The organism is Spirochaetota bacterium, from assembly GCA_026414805.1.
GTDB lineage: Bacteria > Spirochaetota > UBA4802 > UBA4802 > UB4802 > UBA4802.
In genome coordinates, this window is sequence record JAOAIH010000004.1 from 65,003 (window position 1) to 85,854 (window position 20,852).

The 20,852-nt window shown below is 35.5% G+C and carries 20 protein-coding genes; 7 read left to right on the forward strand and 13 right to left on the reverse strand.

Features of this window, described 5'->3' with window-relative positions; genetic code table 11:
• The first annotated feature begins 1 nt into the window (after nt 1).
• Nucleotides 2-958, forward strand: coding sequence for a DUF4340 domain-containing protein (locus N3F66_01810; GenBank protein ID MCX8122884.1), 957 nt, complete (start codon nt 2-4; stop codon nt 956-958).
• A 347-nt stretch (nt 959-1,305) separates the two neighbouring features.
• Nucleotides 1,306-2,652: a butyryl-CoA:acetate CoA-transferase gene (locus N3F66_01815; GenBank protein MCX8122885.1), complete on the forward strand. Its 1,347-nt coding sequence runs from the start codon at nt 1,306-1,308 to the stop codon at nt 2,650-2,652.
• Nucleotides 2,653-2,706: 54 nt separating this feature from the next.
• On the opposite strand, the gene N3F66_01820 is transcribed toward N3F66_01815, so the two are convergent.
• From N3F66_01820 to N3F66_01845, 6 genes are all read right to left on the reverse strand, one after another.
• Nucleotides 2,707-4,599: a propionyl-CoA synthetase gene (locus tag N3F66_01820; protein ID MCX8122886.1), complete on the reverse strand. Its 1,893-nt coding sequence runs from the start codon at nt 4,597-4,599 to the stop codon at nt 2,707-2,709.
• Between the two features lie 383 nt (nt 4,600-4,982).
• The gene (locus N3F66_01825; protein ID MCX8122887.1) at nt 4,983-5,456 is read right to left on the reverse strand and encodes a ferritin family protein; all 474 of its coding nucleotides are present in this window, start codon (nt 5,454-5,456) and stop codon (nt 4,983-4,985) included.
• An 18-nt stretch (nt 5,457-5,474) separates the two neighbouring features.
• Nucleotides 5,475-6,938, reverse strand: a complete 1,464-nt coding sequence (locus N3F66_01830; GenBank protein ID MCX8122888.1) for a leucyl aminopeptidase — start codon at nt 6,936-6,938, stop codon at nt 5,475-5,477.
• 12 nt (nt 6,939-6,950) lie between these two features.
• A complete protein-coding gene (rnr, locus tag N3F66_01835) occupies nt 6,951-9,038 on the reverse strand; it encodes a ribonuclease R (GenBank protein MCX8122889.1) in 2,088 nt (695 codons plus the stop codon).
• 13 nt (nt 9,039-9,051) lie between these two features.
• Complete coding sequence (locus N3F66_01840; protein ID MCX8122890.1) at nt 9,052-9,369, reverse strand: hypothetical protein; 318 nt, start codon at nt 9,367-9,369, stop codon at nt 9,052-9,054.
• A 69-nt stretch (nt 9,370-9,438) separates the two neighbouring features.
• Nucleotides 9,439-10,764: an outer membrane protein transport protein gene (locus N3F66_01845; protein ID MCX8122891.1), complete on the reverse strand. Its 1,326-nt coding sequence runs from the start codon at nt 10,762-10,764 to the stop codon at nt 9,439-9,441.
• 175 nt (nt 10,765-10,939) lie between these two features.
• Between N3F66_01845 and N3F66_01850 the strand changes: the two genes are divergently transcribed.
• The 4 genes from N3F66_01850 to N3F66_01865 all read left to right on the forward strand — a co-directional run bounded on the left by N3F66_01850 (nt 10,940) and on the right by N3F66_01865 (nt 14,336).
• The gene (locus tag N3F66_01850; GenBank protein MCX8122892.1) at nt 10,940-11,191 is read left to right on the forward strand and encodes an HgcAB-associated protein; all 252 of its coding nucleotides are present in this window, start codon (nt 10,940-10,942) and stop codon (nt 11,189-11,191) included.
• Nucleotides 11,192-11,469: 278 nt separating this feature from the next.
• Nucleotides 11,470-12,261 (forward strand): arsenite methyltransferase, encoded by a 792-nt coding sequence (gene arsM, locus N3F66_01855; protein MCX8122893.1) that lies wholly within the window; start codon nt 11,470-11,472, stop codon nt 12,259-12,261.
• Nucleotides 12,262-12,350: 89 nt separating this feature from the next.
• Complete coding sequence (locus tag N3F66_01860; protein MCX8122894.1) at nt 12,351-13,718, forward strand: glycoside-pentoside-hexuronide (GPH):cation symporter; 1,368 nt, start codon at nt 12,351-12,353, stop codon at nt 13,716-13,718.
• Between the two features lie 87 nt (nt 13,719-13,805).
• A complete protein-coding gene (locus N3F66_01865; GenBank protein MCX8122895.1) occupies nt 13,806-14,336 on the forward strand; it encodes a DcrB-related protein in 531 nt (176 codons plus the stop codon).
• Nucleotides 14,337-14,349: 13 nt separating this feature from the next.
• Here N3F66_01865 and N3F66_01870 read toward each other — a convergent pair whose 3' ends face one another.
• From N3F66_01870 to N3F66_01885, 4 genes are all read right to left on the reverse strand, one after another.
• A complete protein-coding gene (locus tag N3F66_01870; GenBank protein ID MCX8122896.1) occupies nt 14,350-14,967 on the reverse strand; it encodes an aminotransferase class IV in 618 nt (205 codons plus the stop codon).
• The gene (locus tag N3F66_01875) at nt 14,951-15,889 is read right to left on the reverse strand and encodes an aminodeoxychorismate synthase component I (protein MCX8122897.1); all 939 of its coding nucleotides are present in this window, start codon (nt 15,887-15,889) and stop codon (nt 14,951-14,953) included. The genes N3F66_01870 and N3F66_01875 overlap by 17 nt, the downstream gene beginning before the upstream one ends.
• A 61-nt stretch (nt 15,890-15,950) precedes the next feature.
• Nucleotides 15,951-16,772: a DUF1848 domain-containing protein gene (locus tag N3F66_01880; protein MCX8122898.1), complete on the reverse strand. Its 822-nt coding sequence runs from the start codon at nt 16,770-16,772 to the stop codon at nt 15,951-15,953.
• A gap of 21 nt (nt 16,773-16,793) precedes the next feature.
• Nucleotides 16,794-17,528 carry an RluA family pseudouridine synthase gene (locus N3F66_01885; protein MCX8122899.1) on the reverse strand — a complete coding sequence of 245 codons (735 nt, stop codon included), beginning with the start codon at nt 17,526-17,528 and terminating at the stop codon, nt 16,794-16,796.
• A gap of 228 nt (nt 17,529-17,756) precedes the next feature.
• On the opposite strand from N3F66_01885, the gene N3F66_01890 reads away from it, so the two are divergent.
• Nucleotides 17,757-18,311 (forward strand): class I SAM-dependent methyltransferase, encoded by a 555-nt coding sequence (locus N3F66_01890; GenBank protein MCX8122900.1) that lies wholly within the window; start codon nt 17,757-17,759, stop codon nt 18,309-18,311.
• A 31-nt stretch (nt 18,312-18,342) separates the two neighbouring features.
• Here the strand turns inward: N3F66_01890 and N3F66_01895 are convergent, their stop codons facing one another.
• From N3F66_01895 to N3F66_01905, 3 genes are all read right to left on the reverse strand, one after another.
• Nucleotides 18,343-19,299 carry a hypothetical protein gene (locus tag N3F66_01895; GenBank protein ID MCX8122901.1) on the reverse strand — a complete coding sequence of 319 codons (957 nt, stop codon included), beginning with the start codon at nt 19,297-19,299 and terminating at the stop codon, nt 18,343-18,345.
• A 98-nt stretch (nt 19,300-19,397) separates the two neighbouring features.
• On the reverse strand, nt 19,398-19,982 hold the full coding sequence (locus N3F66_01900) for a hypothetical protein (protein MCX8122902.1): 585 nt from the start codon (nt 19,980-19,982) through the stop codon (nt 19,398-19,400).
• Nucleotides 19,983-20,057: 75 nt separating this feature from the next.
• On the reverse strand, nt 20,058-20,852 hold a 795-nt coding region (locus N3F66_01905), incomplete at its 5' end, for a sodium:proton antiporter (protein ID MCX8122903.1).

Sequence of the window (20,852 nt, forward strand, 5' to 3'; positions counted from 1 at the left end):
AATGAAGAAAAACATTATTATCAGTATTGTGGTGATAGTTTTATTGGCAGGATATTTGGTTTTCAATACTTTGACTACTAAAACTATAAAGAAACTTCCTGCTATTAAGGATCCAATAACAGAGCTAGTGCTTAAAAAAGGGGAAAGCATAATCATTATCAAAAAAGATGGTGATAGTTGGAAAGTAAATGAATTTGAAGGTGATAAGAATGTTATTGCTAATATGGAAAACAAGATAAAAGATCTAAAGGTAACTGATCTGGTAAGCGATAAACCGCATTATGAGCGCTTTGAACTTGATAGTGCACATGCAATACATGTGCAGGCAAAAAGCAATGGTCAGACTGTACGTGATTTCTATATCGGCAAAAAAGGGAGTACCTATCGCCATACTTATGTTCGTTTTGAGGGCGACCCTAAAGTATATTTAGCAGAAGATACATTGGATTCATACTTCAACAAAACCGTAGACGATTTGCGCAACAAGGATATAGTGCAGATTGATATTGCAAAAATTGAATTGGTAAAGCTATGGTACAAAAATGCAACGCTAACATTGCAAAAGACTATAGTGGAAAAGAAAAAAGAATCATCTGGTCAGGATAAAGACAAGCAAGGCCAGATTGAAAAGGAAGAGCAATGGACATGTAAAGAATATCCAAATGTAAAATTAGATAATGACAAGGTAAAGGAAATTCTTTATACGTTTGACCCTCTGAAAGCGTATTCATTTCCTGAAATTGATGCAAAAAGTTTAACCGGCAAGATTGCTTCAGTTAGCGTTACAGTAAAACAAGATGATAACACAAAAAAATCTGAAGAAATCACTCTTGTTATTCACAAAGAATTTGAAAACAATAGATATCTTTGTACCAGCTCAAAAACAAAATATGTTTTTACTTTGGATGAGTGGAGAGCTAAGAGAGTATTTAAGACTCTTCAGGATTTAAAGAAATAATCTGTAGCATAGAGTATTTTTAAAAGAAAAACGGAAATAAGGTTATATCATCAATACCAGTTGAGCTACCATGTACGGTGGCTCTACTGGTATTATAAACCTGCCAGATGGTATACCACAATTAGTATGCCAACAATATTTATAAAGATTAATATAAAAATTAGAAATAAAAATTTGTATATGCTATATTCAATACAAATTATGTATGTTGTATTTACATTATCAATAGAATATAAGATTTGTTGATGTAATAATGACATTTTATTTTATCAAAAAAATTTGTGCAGTGAATTAAGTAACTACAAAGTATAAGTTTGTATACTCATGCTAAGATAAGGAGAAAAGCAATGGGTGATATTGAAAAATGGGAATACCAGAAAAAGAAAATAACTGCAGAACAAGCTGCAGCAATGGTAAAATCGGGTGATAGGATATTTTATGGTGAATTTGTTTTGTTCCCAGAGGCTATTGATGAAGCACTATCTAAACGCGTGAATGAATTGCGTAACGTAGATGTTCGCAGTGTATGCTATATGCGCGTTCCAAAAATAGTTGAAGTTGATCCTGAAAGAAAGCATTTCATTCTCAATGACTTTCATTTTGGAACAATCTCTAGAAGATTATATGATCAGCATCTTTGTAATTATATTCCAATAACCTATCATCAGGGGCCAAGAGTTATAAGGAAATATCTTGATTTTGATGTAGCATTTTTAACAGTTGGGCCCATGGATCCCAGAGGGTATTTTAATTATGGGCTGGCTAATTCTGTTACATCAGCAGTGGTAACAAAGGCTAAAAAGATAATAGTGGAAGTAAATGAAAATGTACCGTATTGTTTGGGTGGCAATCAGGAGTCCATTCATATATCGCGCGTTGATTACATTGTAGAAGGCAAAAACTTGCCGTTGCCGCAGATACCAGCTCTTGAACCAACTGATATCGATAAGCGTATAGCAAAACATTTACTTGAGCAAATTGAAGACGGATCATGCCTGCAGTTAGGAATTGGTGGCCTACCAAACGTTGTTGGTAAGATGATAGCCGAAAGTGATCTTAAGGATTTGGGTGTGCATACTGAAATGCTTGTGGATTCTTATGTTGATTTGTATCATGCAGGGAGGGTAACAGGAGCAAGGAAAAATATTGATAAATACAAAATGAGCTATACATTTGCCATGGGTACCAATAAGCTATATGACTTTCTCCATCATAATCCAACCTGTGCATCGTATCCCGTGAACTATATTAATGATCCAAGGATTATAGCTCTTAATGACAAAGTTGTTGCTGTGAATAATGCCATTGCTGTTGATTTATTCAGTCAGGTGTGCTCAGAATCTGCAGGAATTGCTCATAAATCGGGAACGGGTGGCCAATTGGATTTTATATTTGGTGCTTTTGGTTCACATGGTGGTAAAGGATTCATCTGTTTATCTTCTACTTATACCGATAAAAATGGTAATCTTGTTTCTCGGATTGTTCCAACATTGCCCCCAGGATCGATTGTAACGGTTCCTCGTTCTATTGTACAATATGTTGTTACAGAATATGGTGCGGTACAGCTTAAAGGGAAATCCACCTGGGAGCGAGCAGAAGCCCTGATTAGTATAGCCCATCCAGATTTCAGAGATGAATTGATAAAAAAAGCTGATGAAATGAATATATGGACTAAGACAAATAAGATTGAATAAAATAAAAACGCCGGGATCAAACCGGCGTTTTTATTTTCTATTTTCTATTGTCGTCTATCCACTCACAGTTATTTTTGACAACGCATCTTTTATTTCATCCAGTATAGCCGGATCATCAATAGTAGATGGTACAGAATATGGCTTTTTATCTGCTATTTTGCGCATTGTGCCACGTAAAATTTTTCCCGATCGAGTTTTTGGCAATCTATTAACAATAAGAGTAGTTTTATAGCATGCAACTGCACCAATCTGATCACGAACCATCTGCGCTAGTTCACTTTGGATCTGTTCATGGCTCTTTGAACTGCCTTCTTTTAAGACTACAAATCCTACAGGTAACTGCCCCTTAAAACTATCTTCAACACCAATAACTGCGCATTCTGCAACATCGGGGTGTTTTGCAATTACTTCTTCCATGGCGCCAGTTGAAAGTCTGTGGCCTGCTACATTAATGACATCGTCAATTCTGCCCATTATGTACAGGTAGCCATCCTCATCATAATAACCACCATCTCCGGTAAAGTAATACCCTTCATATATATCCAGGTACGATTCCCTGAACTTTTCATCATTTTGCCACAGTGTTGGGAGTGTTCCGGGTGGGAGGGGTAGTTTAATGACCACAATACCTTCGGTTCCATTTGGAACCTGTTTGCCTTCATCATTGATAATATGTACCTGATAGCCAGGAACAGGTTTTGTTGGGGAACCAGCTTTAATAGGCAACAGTTCAATGCCCACACAGTTTGCTGCTACAGGCCATCCAGTTTCAGTTTGCCACCAGTGGTCAATGACAGGTTTTTGCAATAGATTTGAAGCCCAGTAATAAGTATCGGGATCCAGTCGTTCACCAGCAAGGAACAAATATTTAAATTGTGAAAGATCGTATTTTTTAAAGAACTCACCACCAGAATCTTCTTTTTTTATTGCCCTAAAAGCTGTAGGTGCAGTGAATAATGCTTTAGCCTTGTGCTGAGAAATAACACGCCAGAAAGCGCCAGCATCCGGTGTGCCAACTGGTTTGCCCTCATACAGGATTGTTGTGGCACCGTAAATAAGTGGACCGTACACTATATATGAGTGTCCAACTACCCAGCCAACATCCGAAGCAGCCCACCACACATCACCTGGTTCAATACCATAAATATTTTTCATGCTCCAGTGCAACGCTACTGCGTGGCCTCCATTGTCACGTACAACTCCTTTAGGAATGCCAGTAGTACCAGATGTATAAAGAATATATAATGGATCAGTTGCTTCAACTGGTACACATTCAGCAGGTTTTACACCACGTATTGCTTCATTCCAATCTATGTCTCGTCCTGGTATAAGTGAAGCCTTTACCTGGGGCCTTTGGTAAATAATGCAATGCTGGGGTTTATGATTTGCTATTTCTATAGCTTTGTCAAGCAGTGGCTTGTAGTCTATAACTTTTTTTCCTTCAATACCACAAGAAGCCGACACAATTAGTTTTGGTTTGGCATCATCAATACGTATTGCAAGCTCATTGGGTGCAAATCCACCAAACACAACGGAATGAATTGCTCCAATGCGTGCACATGCCAGCATCGCAACTGGCGCTTCGGGAATCATAGGCATATAAATAATAACTCTATCGCCTTTTTGTATGCCATACTTTTGCAATGCACCTGCAAAAGTTGAAACCATATCGAGCATTTCCTTATACGTAAATTGTGCGATAGTACCTGTAACAGGGCTATCATAGATTAAAGCAACCTGATTGCCTCTGCCACTTTCTACATGACGGTCAATAGCGTTATAGCAGGTATTAAGCTGTCCACCTACAAACCATCGATAAAATGGTTTTCTGGAATCATCCAGCACTTTGGTATATGGTTTATACCAGTTGATTGCTTTTGCCGCTTCACTCCAAAATTTTTCAGGATTATTAATAGACTCATCATAAATTTTTTGATACAAGCTCATAGACTTCCAATCCCCCTTTCTATGGATTTAAAATTTTATATATAATTTTGTTACAATGTATGTACAATAGCTCATTGCATATTGATATTGATATTGTGAAGAATCAAAAGTTTTTAGAATTTATTATAACAGTATAAAAAAATTGCTTACTTGATATGTTGGTCCTTGACCAAAATATTCGGGGGAATATATTTGTCAATGATAAATATATGTAGTATTACAAAAATTGTAATACTATAAGGCATTTAAAGTGTGCTGAAAAATGAAATGCTGGTATGACACTGACTAATAGCAGCATGTACCGTTGTACCGAGTTTAAAATAATGGACATTAAATAATAAACCTTGTCCAGATTAAAAAAGGATATTTTTTTAAATCAATATTTACAAGCTCAGTTTCTCTTTCAAATCCAGCAATGTTAGTACGTGCTTACGTTCTTCATTGATTAGCCGCTCAAGAATGTCTTTTGACTTAGCATCATTGTGGTATATTTCCTTCAATTCCGAATACCACACAATTGAATCCCGTTCGGCATCCATTGCTATCTTGATTATATCAAGTGGTTGCTGGAGTGTGGGTGCGATTTTGTCAATATCATCTTTGTTTGAAAATACTCTAGTTGTTCCAATAGCTTTAAGATATGAATAGTACTCTTCAGTAAACAAGCCCTGAGTATCTTTTAATTCCTTAAGCATCCCAGAAAACGCATCTTTATGTCGCAACTCTTCATCTGCAAGAAATTGAAAAATCTGTTTAAACGACTCATCTTTAAATTTATTTTTAAAAGTAGAATAAAAATAAAACCCTGTTTCTTCAATGCCAATTGCTATATCAATTAATTCTTTTGTTGAATACATGGATAGTCTCCTTTCTTTTTATGAAGAATAGTTTTTTACAAATTCATATAATAATCTTACCCCAAATCCTGTGGCATTTTTTGGATTATAGCCACGCTTTTTTGAATACCACGCTGTGCCAGCTATATCAATATGAGCCCAAGGTGTATTTTCAACAAAATTTTTTAGGAATATCGCTCCAATAATTGTGCCTGCGTTTCTAACAGGTGGGACATTAATGATATCAGCAATGTCGGATTTGATTTCTTCATTGTATTCGGGATATAATGGCATGCGCCATATTTTTTCACCTGTAATGTCTGACGCTTTGGTGAGTACTTGAGATAAATTTTCATCATTTGTCAGATACGCAGCTACTATCTCCCCAAAACTAACAATACAAGCTCCCGTGAGCGTTGCAATATCAACAATAGCTTTAGGTTTTAATTTTCTTTCAATAAAGGATAATGCATCAGCCAGTATAAGGCGCCCTTCAGCGTCCGTGTTGCCAATCTCAACGGTTTTGCCGTTGTACGCGGTAAACACATCACCTGGTTTATATGCAGTATGCGAAATCATATTTTCAGCAAGTGGTATTACTGCATACACATTCACTGGTAGCTTCATCTGGGCAATTGCATTAATTGCATAAATGCACGAAGCTGCGCCAGCCATATCGGTGCGCATTGTCTCAATATGTCCTGAAGGCTTTAAGTTAATACCGCCTGTATCAAAGGTTATACCTTTACCTGCAATAGCTATCGCATCTTTTTTTGGTGCTCCCCTATAGTGCATAACTATTAAATATGGTGGGTATTTGCTGCCCTGGCTGACAGCTAACAGCAGTCCCATTTTCATTTTTTCTATATCTTTTTTATTGAACACTGTACATTTTATCTTTGATTGTGTGGCAATTGTTTTTGCAATTTTGGCGATAGTTACTGGATTAGCATTTTCAGTGGTTTCGTTAACTAAATCACGGCACAGTAAAGTGTTGTGGCATACAATCTCTACTTCTTTAAGAATTGGCAACAGCTGTGCGGGATTATCACACAGTAATATAGCCTTTTCTAATAATGGGTTTATTTCATCTTTTTTAGTTTTATAGCGATTAAATGCATAGTTTGAAAGATATAATCCTTCGGCAATGCATCGGCCACTATCTTTTATATTTATATTATCAGGAACAACAACATGAACTTCCAAAACTGATTTGTCCTGGCATGCACCAACTATAACACTTGCTGCGTTGCGCAAAGTTTCTTGTGTCACATCTTTATGGCTACCCAGCCCAACAAGAAGAATTGAAGGCTTATCTTTCAACGCTGCAAAAAAATAGGTGCCCTGTTTTGCTTTAAAGTTTTTTGTGTTGATGAATGAAAAAACATCAGACAGCTGTTGAGGAATAAACGTATTGTTGGCAATCTGTTCTTGGGTACAAAGTAATGCAACAGTTGCAGATGGTAGTACAACATCAAACTTTTTTGCCTGTAAAGTGAACATAGCTACACCTGTTTATACTACATCAAAATCTATGCGCATAAGGTCAGTGTCAACACTTTTTAACCTGACTTTAATAATGTCACCAAGCCTGAAACGGCGTCCCAGACGTTTGCCTATTACCGTGTATTCATCTTCATTGACAAGGTAATAATCATCGGTAAGGAATTTCAACGGAACCATACCTTCTATTGGTTTGTCAAGCAAACTTACATAAAATCCAAATCGTGTTACTCCGCTTATAATGCCTTCAAATTCCTGGCCAACCTTATCCTCAAGCAGTCTGCACCCTTTGAGTTTCAAGAGGTCACGTTCAGCTGATTGAGCCACACGTTCAAGTTTTGATGATTGCTCGCCTATTGCGGCCAATTCCTCAGGCAAGTAGGGTGGCGGAGTGTTGTCAATTAATGATTTTATACAGCGGTGTACTATAAGATCAGGATAACGACGTATGGGCGAGGTAAAGTGCGTGTAATCTTTAAATCCCAGTCCAAAATGCCCAAGCGGAGTGGGGCCATAGTATGCCTGCATCAATGATTTTAACACTATGAAATTTACAACCTGCTGATATTCTTTTTGTGCCACTGAATCAATTACCCTTTGCAGAGCAAGTCCAAGATTTTCTTCTTCTTTTAGAGTAATGCCTAATGTTTTAAGGAAGTTTTGCAATGCTATAAATTTTTCTTCGGCAATTGGCTCGTGAACGCGATGCAGTGCTGGTATATCATGTTGGCGCAAGACACGAGATACAATTTCGTTGGCACTGAGCATGAATTCTTCAATTATCATGTGACTTTCAAGGCGAGTAGCAAAGGCAATATCAGCAATTGAAGCGTTGTTGTCAAATATCATCTCTGCATCTGCAAGGTTTAAATCAACCCTGCCATTGGATAAGCGTTTAGCTTTAAGCTTAAATGCCAGATCCCTGGCATGAGAAAGCATTGTTTTGATTTTGCCTCGTTTTTTTGAATTCAATATTTCTTGGGCCTGGGTGTAGGTTAACCGCTCATTAACGTTTATTATAGCACGGTGTATTGAATGTGTGCGATAGTTACCATGCACATCAAACTGCATCATAACCGAAAGTGTTAACCTATCAACACCTGCTTTCAGTGAGCACAGGTCATTAGATAACTTTTCAGGGAGCATTGGTATAACAGCATTGCCAAGATAATAGCTGGTACCGCGGTTGTAAGCTTCCTTATCAATGGCATCATCTTTGTACACATATGCAGATACATCAGCGATATGGACATAAAGTGTATAAATGCCATTTTTATACTCAAGCGAAATAGCATCGTCAAAATCTTTAGCTGTTTCACCATCTATGGTTACTGTTACAAGCTTTCGGTAATCCTTACGGTTTTTATGTTCATGTGGCTTAACATATTCTTCAATCTTTTCAAGATGTTTATATTCAGGGTGTACACCAGGCAGCGAGTGCTTGCTTACAATGCGCTGAATATCGTATTGTTCCTCGTGGTGGATGATTGTATTAATGCTGCATTCTTGATAATTCTGTATAAAAGAATTTTTAACAGTAACTATCGCCAAACTTTTTGGTTTTATATTTTCTTTTGTGATGACCTGGATATTGCCAGGAACATCAAGAAGCTGCAAAATGCTGAATTTCCCATTAGGTTTAATGCAGCGTGCAAAAAACATCTGTTTATTTGGAGATACAATTTCGGTAACCCTGCCAAACAATGTGCCATGCCGTATATCAGTTAGCTGTACTTTCACTTGGTCCTTATTGCGTGCATGGTTTACATCTTCACGGAAAATGTGCACTTCAATATCGTCATTTATATATACCACACCGTGGCCTTTTTTATTATGAATAAAAGTGCCAGTAAAAGTAAAAGGCTGAGCAATTTTAAATTTACCCTTTTGCTTTGTCAGAAAACCATAGTGGAAAAGAGTGGCAATAGTGTTTTGTACACGGTTGGCAGTTTTCTGAGTTTCTCGTTGTGTGGTTTTGCTTTTTTTTGGTTTTTTACTTTTTGTCTTTGTGAGCAATACTGTGGCTACAATATCCTGAGGTGTAAAATAACCTTTTTGTTTTTCAATTGTTTGTAAAATACGCGATGATGTTTTAGACATGGTATGTTAAGCTTTAATATCGATTATGTTTGGATTCATAAAGTTCTTTAATTTTTTTAATTTCGTTTTGTTTTTCCTGTATTTTTGCTTTATAATCATTAATGGTGGCGACAGCTCCGGAAATAAACTCATCTGTGTTAGATAAAAGTTTGCCACTTGACACTGAGTCATACACATACTTGCCTGTATTTAAATATATCTCTTTAATGGAATGTTCCAACTTTTTTATCTCCATTGTAATTCGTGCTATTTGAGCCAGTTCTTCGGTTTTATCTAAAAATCGTTCGCTGAAATTGAGCAATGATTCGCCAGCATCTTTAAGAAATCCCATGTTTACCCTCGGATATTAAAGATAATAAAGTTTAAATATAAATAAATATTAAAATAAAGTCAATATCTTTTAAAATGCAATTGATTCTCCAATGTAAATGCTTATACGGTGTGTATAGTGGTGTACTATGGGGTCAGAGCCAGAAGAAACCGTATAGAATCTAAAACCACGAATATCGCCTATCCCCAACTGATACGATACTCCAATGGTTGTCCACATGCTTTTTGCTTTTATTGTATCGTTTTGTAAGGGATTTAAATCATTGCCAAACGAAAAGCTTAATGTTGCTCCATAGTAGTCATTTTTTTCATCATTTTCGGAAGTCTGTGTTACTGTATTTTTTTGGCTGAAGTCAGTAAAAAAGCCGGTTCTTACTATTACATCATCATGTATATATATTTCCAAACCAACTTTGCCATTTAAGACTTTTTTTGGATAATCTGGATTTGTATAGTGCATGATCCCTTCACATGTAAATGACCATTTACCTTCACGTGTGTATCCATAACCCAGTGAGATATATGCAGGAACTATCTTAAAGCGAAAATTATCTTCTACTGTTGTACTTTCAGAACTGTTGGAAGGAAAGATGGGGCCAACCTGTTGAGTTGTCATCTTTTCTTTTCTTGATGCGTATACTCTGTATACAGGCGAACGGTAGTATGCACCAAGATGATGATGGGGAGTCAACAAATATTGCATACCAACACCACCAAATGAAGTCATTGCAGTTAGCTCATTATCAATAATCATTGCAATTTCACTTTGATTAGTTCCACCGGGGTCAAGATATGCAGAAATATTTGCCCCACCTTTGCCTTGAAAATACCCTAATGCTGCTGTTAATCCTGCATTGAGATTATTGCTGATTTTTAAACCATATCCTGCTATGCCATAGTATGCTTTCGTGTTGATTCTATACGTAGCATTAAGATCAACATTCATGACACTACCAGTTGCTCTCCCTGCTATAGTAGCCTGAATTGCATCCTGCATTGGAACAAACAATCCGTATGCAATAACATCATTGCCTATCCAATTAACTCTGCGTGCATATGCAACGCTTGTAGGAATAACTGAAATATCAGTTTCTTTCAAGTCTAGGCTTTGATATTTGCCTGCTTGCTCTTCAATTTGCCAGTATTGTGGTGAGTTGCGTGTTAAGTAGCTATACGTATTAACCGAAAGATTTAATTTACTATCAATAATGTTGGCTAAACCTGCAGGGTTATACCATAACGCAGCTCCGTCATTAGCTAATGCACAATATGCACCACCAAGCCCGGCTGCTCTTTCGCCAATTAAATGCTGGTAATTGTTGTAGTTTTCAAGAAAACAGAAGCCATTGGAATATATAAAAATCACTACCAATGTAGCAGTAATTTTTTGTAACATTGCAAACCTCCAGAATATTTGGATGTATTTATTTTTTTACAATATAATCCCAAACGGGGTATATAAAAAGAGAAAAAGTATAAAATATAAAAATATCTTGACAAAATAAGTATGAAAAAATTATTATCAGAATAATCAGTAAATGCAGAAATATCAGAAAAACAAGAGTAATCATATGAATACATCAGAATGTTGCACTTCATCCACATGTTCAATTGAGGCGATAGTGACTGTTGATGAACGTGGACAGGTAGTATTGCCGAAAGAATTGCGAGATAAATTTGGGGTCAAAGCAGGAGATAAATTTATTGTGGCATCGTTGATGAACGATGCTTCGTTGTGTTGCATCGCCTTAATTAAAGCCGATTCTTTAAATTCAGTTATAGTTGAGCAGATAGCTCCTGTAGTAAGTGGAGTGCGAAAATAATATGTGTCAAACTGTTTGGTTACCGCTCTAATACGTAAATGCGAAGAAAATAGTCTTGGATGAGATGATAAAGCATACGGTGATGAAGAATCTATTTTTAGGTTTGAGATTCTTCGCTTTGCTCAGAATGACATATGCTTATTATTCAGAATAATACATGATTATTATTCACAATGGCATTGATAGCTGATTTAGTATGATATTTGCAATACATTTGAAATGGCAAACTAAGTTTATATTTTCAAAATGTGTTATCATCATTTTTTAGGAAAAATACTATGGAATCAAATGAAAAAATTAAAAAGATAGTAAAACAAAATTATGGCAGTATAGCATTACTAAAAACTTCCTGTTGTTCAGGGAGTAGTTGCTGTACCCCAGCTGACGTAGCAACAAAAATTGGCTATAGTGAAAATGAATTAGCTGAACTTGATTCAGCTAATTTGGGGTTGGGATGCGGCAATCCAAATGCAATAGCTACTCTTAAAGAAGGTGAGGTGGTGCTTGATCTTGGCAGTGGTGCGGGTATTGATTGTTTTCTAGCATCACGAAAAGTTGGTTCAACAGGGAAAGTTATTGGAATTGATATGACACCGGAAATGATTGCACTTGCTAAAGAGAATGCACAAAAATTAAATATTACCAATGTTGAATTTATTTTAGGTGATATAGAAGACCTGCCAGTTGAAAATGATTCGATTGATGTAATACTATCCAATTGTGTTATAAATTTGGCTCCGGACAAAGAAAAAGTATTTAATGAAGCATACAGAGTATTAAAGAATCATGGAAGGCTTGTAGTATCAGATATAGTGCTGGAAGGTACGCTTCCTAATCAAATAAAAAATTCAATTGATGCGTATGTAAGCTGCATTGCAGGTGCAATCCAAAAAGAGGAGTATATTTCATTACTGTATAAAGCTGGATTTACTCATGTTGAAATTGTAAAAGAATATAGTTATAGCACTATATTTGAAAATGAAGAATTGTGTAGTCATAACGTATCTAATACAGATTATGCAAAGTATAAAGATGTTGTGAAAAGTATAAGTATAATTGCATGGAAATAGAAAAATAATAAATTTCCTTGATTTTTAACTATAAGCTTAATTAAATACCAATTTATTGACTAAATATATACATATAAGGTGGCACGCCAATGAAAGAAGGATATGTAGTCCCTACTATTGAAAAAATAGCATATGGCCTTGGGGATCTAGCAATTAATATTGCCTATACTACTATCGGCTTTTATTTTTTGTTCTTTTTGGTTAATGTTGCAGGATTACCTCCACAGTGGGCTGGAATTATTTTCTTTTTAGCCCGTGCATGGGATGCAATAACCGACCCGCTTATGGGAATGATATCTGACCGTACTGTATCCAAATATGGAAGGCGAAGGGTCTATTTTTTGTTTGGCTGCATTCCGTTTGGAATAATGTTTATGCTAATCTGGCTGGTACCTTCATTTAACCATCTTATGATGTTTGGATATTATACTGCAATAGCAATCCTGTTTAATACTGCGTTCACAGTGGTGGCTGTTCCCTATAATGCCCTGATGCCGGAGCTATCGCAAAACTATGACGAACGTACAAGTATATCCGGGTATCGTATGTCACTTTCATTTGTTGGCAATCTTGTTGCTGCTGTTGGAGTATCTGTAATTGTTGATGTTGTCTTCAAAGGCAAAGAACAGTATACTACAAGCTATCCTGTTATGGGTGTTGTTTTTGGTATCATTATCATTATTTTAATTTTCATCACCTTTGTGGGAACAAAGGAACGTGTCAAGTCACAAGCGTTACTCCATGAAGGGCTTTTCAAGACATTTAAAGCTGTATTGAGTTTACGGGAATTCAGGATACTGCTGGGAATGTTTTTATTCAATATGATTGGGTTTGACCTTATACAAGCATTATTTATATTCTTTTTAAAAGATGTCATTTTAATTTCTGAAGATATGACATTCGTTGTAATGGGCATTCCGCTTATTATTGCGGTGATGTCAGCTCCACTGTGGATTTATGTTTCAGATAAATTAGATAAACGCAGGGCATATATAGTTGCTGCAGTGTATTTTACGCTATCGCTATTGTTATGCCTGATAGCTCCGGTAGGGAGTCTTTGGTTTGTAATAGCAATTGGTGTGCTGGCAGGAGTAGGCATTTCAGCATCACAGATTATTCCATTTTCCATGATTCCTGATGTCATTGAATATGATGAATACAAAAACGGCGTACGTCGGGAAGGAGCTTTTTATGGCATTACTACTTTTTTGTATAAAGTGGCATCAGCGTCAGCAATTGCGGTTGCATCAGCAATACTGGGTTATTTTGGCTACATTGAAAACAGTATAGCAGCGCAGCCACAATCTGCAATTCACGCTATTCGCTATATGATGGCGTTTGCACCGGGTATATGTTTTTTGGTTTCAGTGTATTTTGTTTCAATTCTTCCTATTACTAGGGAGGGGTTTGATGAAATAAAAAGAGCACTGGAGCAACGAAAAACAGGTTCCATATAAATTAATTAAGGCCAGAATGGCCAAAAGCATATTGCCGGTCAAAATCAAAGTGACAGTGGTGAAATTCAATAAATGAGAGGAAATTGTATGAGATATTCAGCAATATTGATATCAGTAATTGTATTAAATATAGTACTGTTATCGGGTTGTGCCCGTAAAGAAAAGGGAAGGTATTATAATGATGAATATGGTTTTTCGATCGTTTTTCCAAAATATTGGGAAATCCAGCAAAAGGAAATGGGTGCAGTGGTGATTGCGTTAAGCCCTGAAGAAGGGAGCAAGGATGATTTCAGGGAAAATGTTGCCATAACTGTAGAAAATATGACAGACAATGTAACACTGGAACAATATTTTGAGCTATCGCAAAAAAATCTTAAAAATTATTCAAAAGATTACAAGCTATTGTATAAAAATACTACCTGGCTTGCTAAAAAACCTGCCATGATTTTAGGTTTTACATACTCAATGAGTGGTCTCAAATTGAAGGTGTTACAGTATTATTGCCTCAATAACAGTAAAGCATATGTAATAACCTGTACAGCACTGCCGCATTCATTTGGCCGTTATGAAGAATCATTTTTAAAGATAGTGAGGTCTTTTCGTTTTGAAAAGAAATAATGTAAACATCACATTATTTTGAATGTATTGTGCATAAATTATTTATTGAAGAAACAGGAATAATAATATCTCCAAGATCTAAAAAAGCATTTATCAAGCTTATATGTGTAAATGCAGATATATCATTGACTGTGATGTATGCTTCTTTGATTTTTCCTTCATCAATGAGTTTGGCGCGTTTTGTGCCTGCAAGAAGCGGCGTTTTTGGGGTAAACCACATGCTGCCATCATACAGGGCTACATTTGCTGAAGAGCTATCGGTAACTAACCCCCTTTTTATAATTAAAATATCGTCGGCATTTCCACGTTGTTCAAATAGCTGCGTTATCCGTGATCTATCTGCATATTTATAGGGGTAATCTATAGTATCGTCTACTATAATTGTTACTGTGGATATAGATTTTCTTTTATACAATTCATATTCAATTTTTTTTACTGTTGCATTGTAATACACCCGTATTTTCCAGATACCTTGCGTTGCATAATCAGGTACAGTAATGTAATCGCTGATAGTCAGTGTATCATTGCAGCCAAATAAATCGTATCGGCTTTTATTCATTCGGACAGTGTGATAGTGAATATTTTTTATTTCACCATCAACGCAGCATAGCGATTCAATTAACAGGGACATAGACTTTTTCAACCATTTCATTGTATTCTTGAACTGGATTGCTGTAAACAGTTATACCGCCACCACTTTTATACACCAACCCAGAATTTTGTTCAATAAACCGTATCATAACTGCACTCAATACGTTTGTGCCGTCAAAATAACCAAAAACCCCCGTATAATATCCTCTTTGGTATATTTCAGCTTCCTTTAGGATTTCAACTGTTTTTTTCTTGGGTGCACCGGTTACCGAACCTGCGGGCAACAGTGTTGCAAAGATATCACCAAGGTGTTGATGGTAATTGGCAAAAAGAGTTCCCTTTATTTTTGAACTTGTTTGTATCAATTCTTTTGTATGTGTCTTTACGGTGCTGCAATATCTGAATTTTTCAACAGTAACATTATATGATACTTTTGCTAAATCATTTCTGAGTAAATCAACTACCGTGATATGTTCAGCAAATTCCTTGTGATCATTGAGTAAAATATTTTTGGCATTAGGTATATGTGCATCAATAGTTCCTTTCATTGGAAATGTATAGATAGTACCTTGAGCGATAGTTACAAATGCCTCGGGCGAAAAGACAACAAATTCGTCATTAAATAACAATTTGTATGGTGCATTGCTGTGAATAAATAGTTCGTAGAGCGAATAATTTGTAATAATTGGAGTGGGAAATGTGAGATTAGCTAAATAGGAGTTGCCTTCTTTAAGGTGTTGCTGTACACAATTGAATGCATGTAAATATTCGTTGAATGGTACAGGAAATCTTTCAAAGTAAAGTTTTGAAGAAGTTAGTGTTTTTTGTGATGTATTTGTGTATTCATTAAAGGAGAATAGTATTGTATCAGGTACACTGTGTATTGGACAAATAAACGGTCGTTGGCCAAGGTAATCAATAACAAAAAGAAATGGAATGCAGCGCTTGCCGTAATAATTCATAGGCTCAAGGGCAGCAGGGTCAATTATATAACTATCGTATTGTAATTTTGTTACAAGTGCATCATCTATTTGCATAGCAGTATACACATCCAAACTTACAGGTGTTATATGTTCCAATGTCAATACTTTTTGCACAAAGGCAGTGTGGGCGCTGATGCAAATCCTTTGCAAACATTTTATCTGTTTTTATAATTTGCTGTATGAGCTGTGCATCAATACAGGCTCCATTAGGAATACCAAAGCGCGATATATCGCTGCAGCAGGTTTGTATGTGCATATCGTATTTGGCAGCAATAGCACCCAATGATGAAAAAAATGTGTATAAGTCATCATTGTTAAAAATATCAAAAGGATTAAATAGTATTGCATATTCTTTATGCAGAGCAAACCTGCGTTGAACTTTTTTATATGGTTCCATTATGCTTATAATTGCTCTTTGAGTGAAACCGGATAACTGTTTTGCAATGTTTTCAAAATTGTGCAGGTGAAAATCAAAATCAAGGTCCTTGGAAAAAATTATTGGGTCATACCGCCACACCATCTTATGAGTGCCAATCCTTCTACTTAATGTTGTAAATATATGTATTGTGTCTGTTAGCTTAGGGGCATTAGGTTCAAGCCATCTGGGATAACCGGTAATTGTATAGAGGAACATATATTCATAATTCATACGGTCTAATTCATCTAAATGGTTTAGTAATGGTGCTGGGAATCGAGTCCAGAATACAATGATATCTACATCCTCAGGCAAAAGCAAGACTTCTTTACTCTGTGCGGGATTAAATGGATTTTTTACCGTACATGTGCCTTTTTGTAAGCAATTGATAAACCACTGTGAATAAAATGCAGGGATATCAGTTCGTCGGCTTGCACTTATTATCATAGTAACTATCGCCGGTATTAATTATACTAAGTAGCCTTCATGAATTAAAGCTTCTTTAATTACACTGTCAATATCAACTTTTTTAAACACAGATAAAAAAATCTTTTGAGGAGAAGAATAAAATGTCATGGTTTCTTTTGTAACAGGATGACTAAATTGTAAATAGATAGCGTGAAGGGCAATGGCAGATTCATTAGTTATTCTTTCACCTCCATATTTTGTATCATTGAGTATTGGCATTTTTAGGTTAGACAGCTGTGAACGTATCTGATGCTTTTTGCCCGTATACAGTTGTATGAGTACAAGCGAATATTCTTGTTGGGTATGAATACGCTTATATTTTAACGAAGCATGCATACCACTGTTTTCATTGTTATTAACAAGCGTTTTATCGTGTACTCTAATAAGCCTGTCATACACTGTGTGCCAATTGTTATCAGTGGAAGTAGGAGTTTTGACTGCAGCACAATATAACTTGATTACATCATGGCTCCTGAATTGAGCTGATACACGTGAAGCAGCCTTTGATGTTTTTGCATAAACAATAAGCCCTGCAACCTGCTTATCAAGCCTGTGAACTAGACCTAAAAAAACATTACCCGGTTTATTATATGTTATTTTGATGTATTCCTTAATAATTTCCAGCAATGATTCAGAATTAGTGTAATCCTTTTGACATAATAGCCCATAAGGTTTTTCAACCACAATAATATGATTGTCTTCGTATATTATAGGTATATTTCTATAGATTTTCATGATAATGGTGATATATTAAAAGTATGATTTACACACTATAGTAGCACTAACTATTGAAATGCAATATTTTTAATGGCTGGATGCGTCTGCTCAAAACTAATGAAAATAGTTACCAATGTCATTCTGAGCGTAGCGAAGAATCTAAATTTTATATATCTAATATTCTTTTAGTCAATTCTTTTCTTCACAACGACATAATTAAATACTATTATAAATAAGGAACACTTAATGCAAAAACATGAACATAAAGGAAAATCAAGCAGTGCATATATCAATGCAGAAGAAGTCATTGCAAAGCTACCGCTTGTAAATGGGATGCATATTCTTGATGCTGGATGTGGTGATGGTTATTTTTCAGTTGCTCTTTCAAAACAGTTTCCTGATTCAACAATATATGCTCTAGATTATAATGAGGAATCAATCACTACATTATCTGATTTTGCCAGGGATAATAATTACAACAATCTAAAACCAGTAGTTGGTGATATTACAAAAGATATTCCTTTCAAGACTGATGCAATCATTATGGTAAATGTATTGCATGGTCTGGTATATAATCATGAAATTGATATTACAATGCATAACATAGTAAAATCTTTGCAAAAAGATGGATTTTTGGTAATTATTGATTTTTATAAACGCGAAGGTATCCCCGGTCCATCCATGGATGTCAAATTATCCGTTGATCAGACTACAGCAACACTATACCAGTGTGGATTTAAAATTATAAATATTTTTCCTGCCGGACAATATCACTACGCCGTTGTAGCAAAGATGAAATAATTGCCTTTATATCAAAAAATTATTAAAGAGCCTATTTCTTTAGTTTAAGGAATTTTTGGAATAATTGTGCATTAGTGTCAATAAATGCAATAATATCCTTTATAATTTTCCCTTTGAAGGCATCTTTTCTTACAAGTCTAAAAAATAACTGAGTGGTGTCATTATAAAAAAGCAGAACAGTATTTTTTTCTACAAGAATATGTGCTCCACCGGCAAGCTCGTTGATAATTTCCTGCTGCAGATAAAGTTTTTGTTTTTTATCAGGATAGCTATAAATAGTATTTATTAAACCCTTTTTATTTTGCTGTGCGATAGTTACTGAAATAATTGCATATTGCTGACATAAACTTTCAATAGGATTTTGCATTTGTGGTTTTGCTACCGTTTTTTCTGTTTTTTGAGTAATAGGTTCGGTGGCTTTCTTTTGTTGAGTGATTATTATTGCAACTGAAAGTATGATAAATACTATAACTATCAGAAGATTTTCAAGTGCTAACTTAATTATGAGATTTTTTGGTAATATATAACTATATGCTGTAAAGATCGTATACGGTGAAGAAGTATACACAAAAAAATAGTATTTTGTATTGTTATAATACCGTGTAATTTGCGGAAAAGTTGTAGTTGGCAATAACTTCTTTTGGGAAATATCAGTAATTATAGCATCAAAAACTTTTTGATTGATAACTTTGTCTTTTTTTGCTGCAATAAGAACCCTGAATTCATTATCTGCAATAGCAATAAATGATAATTGCTGAAGGGATTTTACCTGTTCTTCAAGGCATTTAGGTAATTCCTTATCCCCTCGTATGCCCGCTATATTTGTTTTTTGCAGAATTACTTCCAATTGTTTAATAATGGTACTGTTTTCAACAGTAAGAAAACCTATATACTGTGGCTCAAATGAAGAAATCCTATATTTTGAATACATAACAACAGAAGCAAAACATAATATACACATTACAACAATTACTATTGGTTTTTTCATAGTTTTTTTTCAGTCCATTAAGAATGTAAAATATTATTGAGTATAACTGTATTTAATATCGGTGTGTAAGGAACCAATACTAAATACAGTTTAGAATGCTATTTCAGCTGTAAGTATATTGGTGATACATCTATCAGTGGATGTTCATCAAATGTTTTGTTGAGTGCAATGATTGTTTCAATATCACCAACAAGTCTCCCTTTGCCTTTGAATATATATTCATGATCAGGTGCATACATTACAGTGCCCTTCACATCTTTGTGTACTTCTTCTTTGGGTATATAGTCAACAAGAGTAACTGTTTTAGGTAACGATTTTAATAAATTCTTAATCTCATCGCCATACTTTTTGGCATAGCATTCAAAGGTAAATTCAAACGATGCGCTCTCTATTTTTTTAACCGATTTGATGTACCTTTTATTGATGATTGATCCTTCTTGCTGCTTTTTCACGGCAGCTTCAAATTTTTTCCATGATTTAGATTCAATGATAATATGCTGCAACCTTGTTGTTAAGGTTAGCAATTCTTTTATTACTTCAGTAAATGTAATTGCTTTTACGTTTACCTTTTTGCTCAGATAGTAAATAAAACTTTTGCCCGTAGCAAGTTTATATCCTTCAAGCATGCCATACACAAAGTTATAATTACCTTCCAATACCACCTCGTAAAATGTTTTGGCCATACTATCACCTCCTTTTATTAAAATATTAGGAGGGGATAAGGGCAAGAGTGGCTGCCCTTATCCTCTGATAGTATGTTACACAAAAAATATGTATGTTACAAGTATAAAAATTGGAACAAGTATGGGAATTGAATATTTAAACATGTAGCCAAAAAAGCTTGGCATTTTTACACCTGCTTCTTCAGCAATGGATTTTACCATGAAGTTAGGAGCATTGCCAATATAGGTGTTTGCGCCCATGAACACTGCACCTGCTGCAATTGCTTCAAGATAGATGTTATTTTCGGCAATTAGTCTGTGGACAGCTTCAATCTCAGGCATACCTGCATAAAAGCTTCCCAAAGCCGTATTAAAGAAGGTTAAATAGGTAGGAGCATTATCAAGAAAGCTTGATAGAGAACCTGTGGCCCAGAAATAATGAGCTGGTTGTTTGACTGCATTAATTAAAAATGCTAATGCACCATGTTCACCAGCTTTTAAAATTGCAAGAGCAGGTATGATGGTCATAAAAATGCCTGCAAACAGGTATGCAACCTCCTGAATAGGAAACCATGAAAATTCGTTGTCTTTTCGTATTTGCTGAGTGGTGGTTTTGAGTGACAATAGACCCATAATAACAAGTACGGCATCCCTGATGAGGTTTTCTATTGACTGATGTACCCCCAAAATATTTACTTCACCCATCTTCACCAGGCCGCTGAATAAAACGCCGCCAACTACACCAGCTAAGAAGATAAAATTATGCCATCCTTCAATCTTAAGAGCCTGTTTTTCGCCATACTCTTCTTTGGATTTATCTTCTTTCCTGTAGAAATAAGTATCTAAGGCTAAGTAAAGTACTAAAAGCATTGATACTGCAAAACCCCATAC

Coding starts and splice junctions, on each gene's coding strand:
- N3F66_01875 (MCX8122897.1), bottom strand. CDS start 15,889: ATGAATTATTACGGCAAGCGCTGCATTCCATTTCTTTTTGTTATTGAT.
- N3F66_01870 (MCX8122896.1), bottom strand. CDS start 14,967: ATGTCCCTGTTAATTGAATCGCTATGCTGCGTTGATGGTGAAATAAAA.
- N3F66_01820 (MCX8122886.1), bottom strand. CDS start 4,599: ATGAGCTTGTATCAAAAAATTTATGATGAGTCTATTAATAATCCTGAA.
- rnr (MCX8122889.1), bottom strand. CDS start 9,038: ATGTCTAAAACATCATCGCGTATTTTACAAACAATTGAAAAACAAAAA.
- N3F66_01845 (MCX8122891.1), bottom strand. CDS start 10,764: ATGTTACAAAAAATTACTGCTACATTGGTAGTGATTTTTATATATTCC.
- N3F66_01825 (MCX8122887.1), bottom strand. CDS start 5,456: ATGTATTCAACAAAAGAATTAATTGATATAGCAATTGGCATTGAAGAA.
- N3F66_01815 (MCX8122885.1), top strand. CDS start 1,306: ATGGGTGATATTGAAAAATGGGAATACCAGAAAAAGAAAATAACTGCA.
- arsM (MCX8122893.1), top strand. CDS start 11,470: ATGGAATCAAATGAAAAAATTAAAAAGATAGTAAAACAAAATTATGGC.
- N3F66_01880 (MCX8122898.1), bottom strand. CDS start 16,772: ATGATAATAAGTGCAAGCCGACGAACTGATATCCCTGCATTTTATTCA.
- N3F66_01895 (MCX8122901.1), bottom strand. CDS start 19,299: ATGAAAAAACCAATAGTAATTGTTGTAATGTGTATATTATGTTTTGCT.
- N3F66_01860 (MCX8122894.1), top strand. CDS start 12,351: ATGAAAGAAGGATATGTAGTCCCTACTATTGAAAAAATAGCATATGGC.
- N3F66_01900 (MCX8122902.1), bottom strand. CDS start 19,982: ATGGCCAAAACATTTTACGAGGTGGTATTGGAAGGTAATTATAACTTT.
- N3F66_01830 (MCX8122888.1), bottom strand. CDS start 6,938: ATGTTCACTTTACAGGCAAAAAAGTTTGATGTTGTACTACCATCTGCA.
- N3F66_01885 (MCX8122899.1), bottom strand. CDS start 17,528: ATGAAAATCTATAGAAATATACCTATAATATACGAAGACAATCATATT.
- N3F66_01840 (MCX8122890.1), bottom strand. CDS start 9,369: ATGGGATTTCTTAAAGATGCTGGCGAATCATTGCTCAATTTCAGCGAA.
- N3F66_01890 (MCX8122900.1), top strand. CDS start 17,757: ATGCAAAAACATGAACATAAAGGAAAATCAAGCAGTGCATATATCAAT.
- N3F66_01810 (MCX8122884.1), top strand. CDS start 2: ATGAAGAAAAACATTATTATCAGTATTGTGGTGATAGTTTTATTGGCA.
- N3F66_01850 (MCX8122892.1), top strand. CDS start 10,940: ATGAATACATCAGAATGTTGCACTTCATCCACATGTTCAATTGAGGCG.
- N3F66_01865 (MCX8122895.1), top strand. CDS start 13,806: ATGAGATATTCAGCAATATTGATATCAGTAATTGTATTAAATATAGTA.